This window comes from Vibrio sp. V43_P6S15P86 (assembly GCF_009904725.1).
GTDB classification, from domain to species: Bacteria; Pseudomonadota; Gammaproteobacteria; order Enterobacterales; family Vibrionaceae; genus Vibrio; species Vibrio diabolicus.
This window is the reverse complement of sequence record NZ_WXWT01000201.1, coordinates 1-11,801: the sequence shown is the minus strand read 5'-3', so window position 1 is coordinate 11,801 and position 11,801 is coordinate 1. Positions and strand designations below refer to the sequence as shown.

Annotated in this window: 8 protein-coding genes; 4 read left to right on the top strand and 4 right to left on the bottom strand. The window is 43.5% G+C overall.

The window, feature by feature from the left end:
- Window positions 1-25 precede the first annotated feature (25 nt).
- On the top strand, window positions 26-430 hold the full coding sequence (locus CAG69_RS08760; RefSeq protein WP_005392547.1) for a globin: 405 nt from the start codon (window positions 26-28) through the stop codon (window positions 428-430).
- Window positions 431-514: 84 nt separating this feature from the next.
- Here the strand turns inward: CAG69_RS08760 and CAG69_RS08755 are convergent, their stop codons facing one another.
- The 3 genes from CAG69_RS08755 to CAG69_RS08745 form a co-directional block, all read right to left on the bottom strand.
- Complete coding sequence (locus tag CAG69_RS08755; protein WP_005373196.1) at window positions 515-1,297, bottom strand: slipin family protein; 783 nt, start codon at window positions 1,295-1,297, stop codon at window positions 515-517.
- A 10-nt stretch (window positions 1,298-1,307) separates the two neighbouring features.
- On the bottom strand, window positions 1,308-2,684 hold the full coding sequence (locus CAG69_RS08750) for an NfeD family protein (protein ID WP_161443779.1): 1,377 nt from the start codon (window positions 2,682-2,684) through the stop codon (window positions 1,308-1,310).
- Window positions 2,685-2,939: 255 nt separating this feature from the next.
- Entirely contained in the window at window positions 2,940-5,663 is a 2,724-nt protein-coding gene (locus CAG69_RS08745) for an EAL domain-containing protein (protein WP_202600729.1), read from the bottom strand.
- 645 nt (window positions 5,664-6,308) lie between these two features.
- On the opposite strand from CAG69_RS08745, the gene CAG69_RS08740 reads away from it, so the two are divergent.
- The 3 genes from CAG69_RS08740 (at window position 6,309) to CAG69_RS08730 (ending at window position 10,193) form a co-directional block, all read left to right on the top strand.
- Entirely contained in the window at window positions 6,309-7,277 is a 969-nt protein-coding gene (locus CAG69_RS08740; protein WP_167394253.1) for a cytochrome-c peroxidase, read from the top strand.
- The gene (locus tag CAG69_RS08735) at window positions 7,270-9,627 is read left to right on the top strand and encodes an ATP-binding protein (protein ID WP_161443775.1); all 2,358 of its coding nucleotides are present in this window, start codon (window positions 7,270-7,272) and stop codon (window positions 9,625-9,627) included. Before CAG69_RS08740 ends, CAG69_RS08735 begins: the two co-directional genes overlap by 8 nt.
- Window positions 9,628-9,725: 98 nt before the next feature.
- On the top strand, window positions 9,726-10,193 hold the full coding sequence (locus CAG69_RS08730) for an OsmC family protein (RefSeq protein ID WP_161443773.1): 468 nt from the start codon (window positions 9,726-9,728) through the stop codon (window positions 10,191-10,193).
- Window positions 10,194-10,268: 75 nt separating this feature from the next.
- Here the strand turns inward: CAG69_RS08730 and gdhA are convergent, their stop codons facing one another.
- Window positions 10,269-11,621, bottom strand: coding sequence for an NADP-specific glutamate dehydrogenase (gene gdhA / locus CAG69_RS08725; protein ID WP_161443771.1), 1,353 nt, complete (start codon window positions 11,619-11,621; stop codon window positions 10,269-10,271).
- Between the last annotated feature and the right edge of the window lie 180 nt (window positions 11,622-11,801).

Below are 11,801 nucleotides of genomic sequence, written 5' to 3'. Positions count from 1 at the left end.
TATTAAGAGAGTAATGGAGAGCAACATGAACGTGATTCAAGTTTTCAACGATAGTTATGAACGTTGTATCGCGAACCAAGGCTTTTTCGACTTGTTTTACAAGAATTTATGGTCAAAAAGTACAAGCTTTAGACAAAAGTTTGATGGTGTCGACATGCACCAACAGGTGCGAATGCTTAGAGGATCTATCGTGTTTTTTATGATGGCCGATACCTCTAACGAGGCGCACAAGATGGTGGAGAAATATGGTAAGAAGCATGCGAGTTCCGATATTGGCATTGAACCACAGGATATTGATGTTTGGTTTGAAAGCCTTATCGAAACGGTTCAAGAGTGTGATTTTGAATACGACGATGATGTCGAAACTGCGTGGAGAGCTTGTTTTAACACAGGTTTGTCGGTAATGAAGCGGGAGTGCTCCAAGCACTAAAAGAGAAACTAAATGCTCTTCGAAAACAAGCAAGTTAAAGCAAGGAAGTAACGTGTAAACAGCTTACTTCCTTGAGTATGGCTTTTATTTGTCTTGTGTCTCTTTATTCTTTTTTACCGCTTCGGCGATATCACTGACGGCTTCGACAAGGTTGATCGGCATAGGGAAGATAATAGTCGATGTTTTGTCTGTCGTGATTTCCGTGAGTGTCTGCATGTAACGCAATTGCAGCGCATTCGGCGCTTCGTTGAGCATTTGAGCTGCCTCTTTTAATTTATTAGAAGCTTCTAACTCACCGGTAGCGTGAATGATTTTCGCACGACGGTTACGTTCTGCCTCAGCCTGACGCGCTAGCGCTCTGACCATGCTGTCATTTAAATCAACATGTTTGACTTCAACCGTGGCAATCTTGATGCCCCAGTCATCAGTCTGTTGATCGAGGATGGATTGTAAATCCTTATTGAGACGCTCGCGCTCTGATAGTAATTCATCCAGTTCATGTTGACCTAATACTGATCGCAGCGTGGTTTGCGCTAACTGACTGGTGGCATCGCTGTAACTTTCAATGTTGTTAATTGCCATTTGAGGATCGACTACGCGGAAATAAACAACCGCATTGACGCGTACAGACACGTTATCTTTGGTTATCAAGTCTTGTGTCGGCACATCCAAAACGACAGTACGTAAATCCACCCGTACCATTTGTTGGATAAATGGGATAAGAATGATTAAGCCAGGGCCTTTTACTTCTTGAAAGCGACCAAGAAAGAATACAACCCCACGTTCATACTCTCTCAAAACCTTAAACATTTGGGTCGCAAGTGCGAACAACAGCACCACGATCACCGCAACAGTATAGAGCATCATAAAGCGCCTCCTATTTATTTTGGCGGTCACCAGGCATCACGGTTAAGGTCAGCCCTTTCACATTCACAATGGTGACATGATCACCTTGTTTGAGTTGTTGATGGTCTTTGGTTTTGGCTCTCCATAGCGCACCGTCAAGTTGAACGCGCCCTTCGCCATCGATAAAGTCATCGCTCACAACAGCGATTTTCCCTGGGTAAGTTTCTAAACCTGTTGTCACACGTCGTCGTCGTATTTTGAGCAGCAGGCCGACCGTCAACACGATCAGCGCGACAGAAAAGATAGAAATACCGAAAATTAAAGGAAGGGCGATCTGAAACCCTGGCAACTCACTGTCCATGAGGAATATGGAACCGAGCACAAAGGCGACAACGCCACCTAAGCCCAAAATGCCAAAGCTCGGACTGAATGCTTCTGCGATCATCAGTGCAATTCCGAGTAACAGCAGACCAAGCCCAGCGTAGTTCACAGGCATCATTTGTAATGCATACATGGCGAGGAGCAAACAAATACCACCCAACACGCCGGGTAAGCCAATGCCTGGGTTGTAAAACTCAAGAAGCAAACCGTAGATACCAATGAGCATCAGGATGTAGGCGACGTTTGGGTTTGTGATAACGGCTAGCATTTCTGCTCGCCAATCGGGTGTTCTTTCAATCCATACGGGATTTTTCAGTGACAATGTCACATCGCGATTGTTAACTTTAACAGTTTGTCCATCAATGGCTTTGACTAAATCCTCTGGTGAGTTGGCTATATAATCAATAACGTTTAATTCCAATGCCTCTGTGGCGTCCAAACTCGCTGCTTCGCTCACTGCTTTCTCTGCCCACTCTGCATTTCGGCCATGAAGCTTTGCTAAGCCTTTAATATAGGCTCTAGCATCATTAATTACCTTTTTCTCCATCGCGGTTTTCGCAGGAACTTTCTCTGAACTTTCGTTGGTTCCTTCTGACGCTTCTTCCGCGCTTTGATCTTTGCCATCATCCGATGAAGGGGGCTGAGGGGCTCCACCTAACGCGACGGGTGTTGCCGCGCCAAGGTTGGTGGCTTCAGCCATGGCGGCAACGTGGCTGGCGAGTAAAATATATGTCCCTGCGCTAGCCGCTCTAGATCCTGACGGGCCAACCCAAGTCGCAATTGGAGTGGAGGAGGTGGTAATCGCGTGAATAATATCTCTCATTGCGCTGTCTAAGCCGCCAGGAGTGTCCATCTCTAAGATCACTAAACTGACACCGTTGAGTTGTGCCTCTTCTATCTCACGAGACAAATAGTCGCTGGTAGCAGGACCGATAGCGCCTTTGACGGGAACAATCCAGACAGTATTGGCCAGTGCTTGACTAGCAAACAATAGTAAAGGTAAGACCCATATCCATAGTCGTTTCATGCAGTCCTCCTTGTGCGGTCACAGGGACTTTTTGAAAACCTAATTCAAGTATATACGCAGTAATACTAGTGCAAATAAGTAATTGATCACTCGAATTAGTCATATCAGCATTTATCATGGCATATCTGAGGCTACGGGCCTTGATATGAATATCGGTAGTCACGAATCGTGGGGCGTCTGGTGTGAAGAGGCTCAACAAAAAGGCAAAGTGACGGTAATCACTTTGCCTTCCTAATGTGTTTTAGAGGAGAGAGACTAACTGTTTACGTGGCGAGAAAATTGAACGAGTGCTTGCTCGGCAGGCATCGGTTTGTGGAAGTAAAACCCTTGCAACTCATCAATATTCCAAACTTTAAGCTTGCGTACTTGGCTCGCGGTTTCAACACCTTCGGCGACAATAGTTAACCCTAGTTCTTGAGACATGTTAGCAATGTTTCTTACCAGTGTTTTTGCTCTGTCATTGGTTTCAATCTCGTCGATATAAGATTTATCCAGCTTCACAATATCCAATGGAAAATTACATACGCTACTGAATGATGCGTATCCAGTACCAAAATCATCCAAAGCGAGTCCAACACCAAGTCGCTTGATGTCTTGAATGCTTTGGATTGATTCTATTTCTCCGCCCATCAACATACTTTCGGTAATTTCAAGCACAAGCTGGCCCGCAGAGAGGTTGTATTGAGCCATCACTTTTTTTAGGTAGGGCATCAGTCCTGAATGATAAAAGTGCTGCGCGCTTAAGTTCACATGCACGCTTAACATCGACAGACCTTGCGCATGACGAACTCCATTGAGCCGACTGATAAATTCGCACGATTGTTTGAGAATGGACTCTCCCAATTCGACGATAAGTTTTCCTTGTTCTGCCATCGGAATAAATACTTCTGGTGAAATCATCCCTAATGTTGGATGTTGCCAACGAGCAAGTGCTTCGAAGCTAATGACTTCAGTGGTTTTAGCATCCACGATAGGCTGGAAAAACGGTTTAATCGCATCTTGTCTAATGGCATTTTCTAAATCGCGATTGATCACCATAGACGTTTCCGCTTGCTCTGATAGTTCTTCATCAATGACTAATACTTCGTGAGAGTGACGACCCTTAGCGGATTGTGATGAGAAACGTGCTGCAAGCAGCAAATGCTCGACAGATTGGTGAGTTATGTTTAGGTCCATCATCACCGCTTTACTGTCTAAAGACATCATGATCCCGGAGAGCTGGACCTTATGTGACAAATGATTCAGTAATCGATTGGTAGCATCTATCGCTTTTTGGTGATGCTCGATATCTGGAATCAAAACGATAAATTCATGCTCACTAATTCGGCCTATTTGGAATGCCCCTAATTGCTCGCGTATTGCGGATGCGATGTATTGAATCACTTCATCAAAAATGAGGTGACCGTATACCCCTGCAATTTGCTTGAGAGTCTTACTGTTAATGTACACAAACGAAAAATGGTTTGGCCGTGTCTCTACGAGCTCGTGCAGTGCATTGAGAATGACAGGACGATTACAGAAACCGGATACCGGATCAAAGTCGGTGAGCTTTTGGATCATTTCTGCTTGCTGTTTTGTCTCTCTCATATCCTGAAGCAACAACATCAGTGCACTCTGACCATGATGTTGAATGAGCGTGGCTTCTATCAAACAGTCGATTTCTTCGGTATTGCTATCGAGCACTTGAGCTTCGAATTGTGTTTTACCGTTTTTCAGCTCTCTGAACATTGCGTCAACTCGACATTCATCGTCCTCCGATGGGCACAATGTGTCTAGAGGACGATCTATCAATTGCGATTTGCTGTAGCTCAACAGATCTAACGCTCGTTGGTTGACATCGACTATTTTACGATCGATAACAATTAGCATGCCTAGTGAGGAGCTATGGTACAGAGCACCAAACTTTTCCATCGAGTCTTTCAATTGCAGTTGGGTTAACGATGTATTTTCAGAGAGCTTTTGTACCAGTTTTGTCGCTAACTCTAATTCGTCTACTTTTACAGAATGCAAGCCTTCAAGCTGGTATTGAGAGGCGATTTCGCTTATTCCTTCAGCAAAATGATTAAAGCGAGTGGCGACCTTATTTTTAAACGTGATGTAGGTACCCGCAGCGATGATTGATGCCACAACGCCAACCGTTGCAAACAGGTACATGAATAGCGTATTACCTTTCGCATAATGCTCTCGCTGTGTTTTCGTTTTTAGCCATGCGATCGGTTCACCAGATAAATCAGAGAGTGAGGCCCATTTTGTGATTGACCGCGAGGTCTTCTCTATATCCCGCATCTCACTACTGTCTGATCCACTTACCATCTGCGTCTCTAATGAGTTTTCCGCAGTTAAAATGGATTTAAAGTCTCCAGGAAAGCGCAAAGATAGGTTTCTTCCCCAAAGCATCCATCCGTTAGAAGGGCGGTCGCCTTCACTGTTTCTAACTGGGCTGAGGCTAAGACCCCAAATAGTATCGTTGATTTTAAACAACCCTGAGATGCTCTCTCTATGGATATCAAGCTTGTGATTCATGGACTTGATGTAATCTTGAAGAATAGGTTGGTTCGCCATTTTAGCGGTGAGTTCTGAAGAAGTGTCGGGGTTATCCTCACGAGTTAAGGAGAGCAGTGTTTGTCCATTAGTCGTGATAAACGCCATCATATCGAGGTTTAACGCATCAATGCTCTCTGTGTAAAGGTTTCGCTCGGTATATTTCGCAATATCACGATCAACAAACAGATCGTACGTTTCGTCCCAGTACGCCCAGTCGTATGAGGCGCTTTCTTGCTGGCTCACCATCATGTCGATGACAGCGAGTGCTTGCTGATTCGCATGGTTAATTTCCATGTCTTCGAGCTCATCTAAGCTATACAGGAAAAAATAACGGCTAATAAAAAGGAAGCTGATGACCATGCCCAGCAGTCCTAATGAAAAGTATAAGGCGGTTTTATAGCGAAGATTCAAGTTAAACAAGCGAAGTGTTTTCATTAAAAAATAGTTATAGATGTTAATTCACTGAAAGTGAACGACATGTTCTAACAGAAATTGTTGATATAGATTCAAGTTATAGAGATAAAATGAAGGATTTGCTGAGCTGATATGGTAAGTGAAACGCTTGCTCTAATTACTGGATTTTCGTGTTTGCAATTAAAATGCTCAATAACGTACCGCGCATTCAAATTACGGTTTAATCGTGCAGCTAGTAAAGGTATAAATCTTTTTATAAAACAGTCTATTAGTCTAACTAGTGCTTTTCTTCTGTATCTAAACTTCTTTTGTAATAGTAAACTGCGAAAAAATGATGGGTAATTATGATGTTTATTGTTCAACGCTTGGTCAAACTGGCCATTATCTGTGCCATTTTTTTTACTATCTTCGATCTCATCTCCTATGGTGAGATTACTTGGGTTCAAAGGTTGCTGGCTTCTATAAGCTAAATCTAGAATTCAATATGCACACATAACTCCACGAAGCGAGTCAATTCTTCGTTACTCGCCTTCGTCATTTGCTCCTTATCTGAGCTTTAAATAAAAGTCCCTCCGCGTGCAGCTCTGGTAACCGTTTTCCATTAATGGAAAAAACCTAAAAATGCAACTAACTTCATACTAATGGCAAGTGTAAGGTATGCAGTTGATGAGGCAATTCAGCATAATCACATTAGTTGTTGTGGCACTCATTTTGAGCCAAGCAACAATCGCAAGAAATGCTAAGGTGCTAGGTGATATTTCGTTAGTTCAGCCGATAGAAGGTGACCCTGTCGTAGATATTAAGCTGGCGAGAATTGGCTGGCATCTCTTTCGTGATCCTCAGCTATCTTCAAACGGTAGCATCAGTTGTGCGACGTGCCACAACTTGCAAACCAATGGCGCTGAAAATACCCCCGTCTCTACAGGAGTGAAAGGTGATGGAACTCGAAATTCCATCACAGTGTTTAATGCAGCGTTAAATTATCGTTTTTTATGGGATGGTACCGAAAACACTTTGATGGCTCAGATTGATGGGCCAATCCACAATCCAATAGAAATGGACTCAAACTGGCAAACAATAGAGCAGTACGTGAAAGGAAGCGAACGTTATCAAGCGCTATTTAGTCGTGATGGTGAGCTACCGATTAATATTAATAATATTAAGTCCGCCATTGTGGAGTTTGTCGAAGGGCTCCAAACTCCAGGTGCACCATTCGATGCCTACTTACTGGGTTACACCCATGTCCTCAGTGAGCAGCAAATTAGGGGGTGGAAAACATTTCAGTCTTCAGGTTGCGTACAGTGTCATCAGGGCAAAAATATTGGCGGAGCGATGATACAAAGGTTCGCCTATTTCAAAGATAAGCCAGTAGTAGAGGATTCGGGACGGCACCTGATTACGACGGAAAGTGAAGAACAATTCTATTTTAGAGTCGCCAGTTTACGTAATGTCGCCCTAACAAGCCCTTATTTTCATAACGGACGAGTTGACCAGTTATCTGAGGCGATACAGATCATGGCGAAAACGCAGCTCGGAATTACGATGAGCGATGAAAGTGTCGCTGATATTGAAGCGTTCTTACAGTCCTTGACAGCACCCAGACCCGTGATTTTAGAGGTGTTGGAAAATGAGTAAATTCAAACTGGTTAATCTCTGCTTTTTTATTGCCATACTGACGTGTTGTGTATTGGCGTACATGTCACATGTGAATTCAAAAAGTGCACAAGAATTCCACGCGGAGTTGACGGATATTGGGCACAAGTTGATTGAAGAGCGCGATGTTATCGTGAATCGATATGCGGTTGAAGATAGGAAGAACTATGAACTGACGACATCTTTAGTGGATATAGAAGTCGCAGCTGAGAAATTGCTAAATTCATCAAGGGAGTCAGTTTGGTTCCCTGTGACGCCCAATCATAAAAAAGTTGAGGATACGCTCAATCTATTCAAAAACCGTGTGCTTGATACAACGCTGAAACTCGATATGTTGATTGGCGTTCAGGTGGAGAATCAATACGCGTTATTAATGCTATTCAACTTATATCAGCAAGATATTTCTACCGATACCGGAAAGACGTTGAGTGGGCATCACTATTTTGAGTTTCTCAACCAACTGCTTTTGACACAAAACGTAGTTGAGAGTGAAAGTGAAGCCAATTTCTTAGATCGGCTTCAAGCGAGCGATAAAAGGATAGAACTACTCACGAATGAACTGCTTGATCATGGATACTTTGTTTTTATCGAGGATGCGGAGCATCGGCTGCTCAATATTGCCCAAAGTGAAGCGCGTTTTACTTGGTTGTTTGTTTTTATTGCCGTGATGTTGTTAGTCAGTGCATTCTTGTATCAGTCGCAATATCGAATGTACAACTTGAAACAATTAAACCTCGAAATCGAGGAGGCGCGAAATAAAGCCGAGCGAGCAGCAAAAGCCAAATCAAGTTTTCTCGCCGCAATGAGTCACGAATTAAGAACGCCGATGAATGGTGTATTGGGCCTTTCTCAAATGATTGCAGAGGAAACCAAAGAGCCGACGACTAAAGAGTACGTGAAAGTCATTCTTGATTCTGGCCAACACTTGATGACGATTCTTAACGATATTTTGGATTTCTCTAAAGTTGAAGAAAACAAACTGGAATTTGAGCAGGCTAAGTTCAATTTAGACCAAGTCATTTCTCCTGTGTGTAGCGCAATAAAACCGCTCATCGATGAAAAAAATATCGAATTGATCGTGGAAAATGAAGTGCCTGAATACATTGAATTTACCGGAGACTGCGCACGTTTACGACAGATTTTGTTTAATCTTGCTGGCAACGCGGTGAAGTTTACCAGTGAAGGGCATGTGTTAATCAGAACGGAACTTGATAAGGTAAATCAGTGCTTGGTGATGATTGTGAGCGATACTGGTATTGGTATTGCGCTAGACAAGCAAGAACATGTTTTCAATTCGTTTGAGCAAGCCGATTCTTCAACTACCCGAAAATTTGGAGGCACAGGGCTTGGTTTGGCAATAGTTAAAAAATTAACTGGCTTGATGGATGGCAAGATTACATTGAAAAGTGTGGAGGGCGTCGGAAGTCAATTCATCGTCGAACTGCCCATTCCTTGGGTTGAATGCGAACTTCCAAAGGCACAAGAGCCACCAAAAACGCGCAAGAAAACACACAATTTGCAGATATTGCTTGCTGAAGATAACCGAGTGAACGCCATTGTGGCGAAAGGGTTTTGCGAAAAGTTGGGACATGAAGTGGATGTTGCTGAAAACGGATTGGTGGCGGTTAAAAAGGCGAGAGATAACGAATATGACCTGATTCTGATGGACAATCACATGCCTGAGATGAATGGTGTTGAAGCGACGCGTGTGATTCGACAAGAGTTAGGTATCAAAACATTACTCTTTGCGTATACGGCAGATGTATTTCGTGAGGCGCATGATAGCTTTATTGAAGCCGGAGCGGATCATGTGCTTACAAAACCGCTACAGCAAGAGAGCTTTTCGGACGCTCTTAAACAGTTTGCGACGAGGCTCGAACCAAAAGAGAATTTACCATTAACGAATGATAACAACGTTCTCCAGTTGCAGCGCAAGCCAATAGAGAAGCTACGGCTGACAGAAGAAGAGTTATCCAGTTCAGAGATGCTCATTTCTTTGCAAGAAGCGCCGGAAGCGATAGATGAGCTACTAAAAAGTATTATTGTCGATTTTGAATCATCGGTTGATGAACTTATTGATTATTTTATGGCTGAAGATTTCGCGTCTCTAGAAGACACGTTGCATAAAACAAAAGGTATGGCATTGAACCTTGGTTTGCCGATTTTAGCTGGACAAACGGAGGCGCTAGAAAACACGCTCAAAGCGAAGCAAACTCCTGAAATTGAGCGGTTACAGATGCTAATCAACCGATTACAAGTTAACATCCATCAGGCTAATCGACTTCTGGATGACATACAGAAGAAAAACGTCGATCCTCAACAAATTTTGTAACCTCTCTGAGTTCATACGTTCCTTACCTTGTTTCGTTGTGGTTTACTATGACGTGAATGGATGTGTTGATTGGTCAATGAGAAAATCAGGGAGTTAGAATGAGTAAGCATTTCGCTTTAATCGAATGGCATCGCGAAGCTGACGAAGTGTTCAGTGATAACCAGTATAGTCGCGCGCACATTTGGAAGTTTGATGGAGGGTTACAAGTCCCTGCGTCACCATCTCCACACGTAGTGCCGTTGCCACTATCTGTAGAAGAAAACGTTGATCCGGAAGAAGCATTTGTTGCGGCACTTTCCAGTTGTCACATGCTTGTTTTTCTCTCTATTGCGGCGAAACGACGTTACGTTGTGGATCGCTACCTAGATGAAGCAGTAGGAGAGCTGACAAAAGGTGAAAATGGAAAAGAATGGGTGTCTAAGGTAACACTAAACCCTAAGATAACATTTGCTGGTGATGAACAACCGACACGATCTCAATTAGAAAAAATGCACCACATGGCTCATGAGAATTGTTTTATCGCCAATTCGGTTAAAACTGAAGTGACGACGCTTATTGCGGATTAAATGAAGCTCTTTGTCAAAGCGCAGTGTATCGCCGAATAGTGTTAAGCCAGCAGTCCGGCTGCTGGCTATTGTGAACTAAACTATGCCTTGCTCGATCATCGCATCAGCGACTCTTCTAAAGCCGGCAATGTTTGCGCCTAAAACTAAATTACCAGGCTGACCAAACTCTCGACTGGTTTCGTTTGCATTAATAAAGATGTTTTTCATGATGGTCTGTAACTGGCTATCGACTTGCTCAAAGGTCCAGTTTTGCATGCTGGCATTTTGTGCCATTTCAAGCTGACTGGTTGCAACGCCGCCAGCATTGGCTGCTTTCGCTGGCCCATAAGCCATTTCGGAATCCACGATGATATTGGCCGCATCACGAGTGGTTGGCATGTTTGCTCCTTCACTAATCAAAACACACCCATTATCGATAAGAGCAAGAGCATCGTTTGACGTCAGTTCATTTTGGGTCGCGCAAGGGAATGCGGCGTCAGCTTGATATCGCCATACAGCATGCCCTTCATTAGGATAGTCACCCAACGGCGTATACTCTGCTTCAGGGTAAGTGTCTAAATACTCTTCTAAACTTGCTCTTTTCACTTCTTTAAGTTGCTTGAGGAGCTGCAGGTCAATACCGTGCTCATGATAAATCGTGCCTCTAGAATCGCTGCATGTTACTGGGGTTGCTCCCATGTGGTATAGCTTTTCAATTGCATAGATAGCGACGTTACCTGCGCCAGAAACGAGGCAAGTTTTGCCTTTGAGTGAATCATTACGGTCATTGAGCATGCATTCCGCAAAATATACGGTTCCATATCCCGTTGCTTCTTTCCTAACAAGTGAGCCCCCCCAAAGAAGGCTCTTGCCTGTAAGTACTCCTTCGTAGCGTCCCGTCAATCGCTTATATTGACCAAACATATAACCAATCTCACGCGCACCGACGCCGATATCGCCAGCAGGAACATCGGTAGAAGGGCCAATGTGGCGGTATAACTCGTTCATAAATGATTGGCAAAATCGCATGATTTCACCGTCAGATTTTCCTTTAGGATCGAAGTTTGAACCGCCTTTTCCGCCACCAATTGGAAGGCCAGTAAGCGCGTTTTTAAAAATCTGTTCAAAGCCGAGGAACTTTATGATGCTCGCGTTCACTGAATGATGGAACCTCAGTCCGCCTTTGTATGGACCTAACGCGGAGTTAAACTCGACGCGGTAGCCTTTGTTTACTTGCACATTCCCTGCGTCATCGACCCAAGGAACTCGAAACATGATTTGACGTTCTGGTTCTACGATTCTTTGGATAATCGCTTGTTCTTTATATTTATTATTGCTTTCTATGACTGGAGCGAGAGAAGTTAATACTTCTTCTACGGCTTGGTAAAACTCTTTTTGAGCCGGGCTACTGTGTTGCAACGCAACAATAGTATCGTGTATGTGTGACATAGATCTCTTCCTTGATATGAATAAGCAATCAGTTTATATGAATTTATTCCCATTAAATAGTGATTTTGACCAATTCTCAATGGCTATAATGGTCTTTCCTGCGGATGAGAACGCTCAATTTCCAACTTCTGGTCGTATTGATGAGGAAGATTAAGTGAGGGACATGAGTGGATAGTTGAG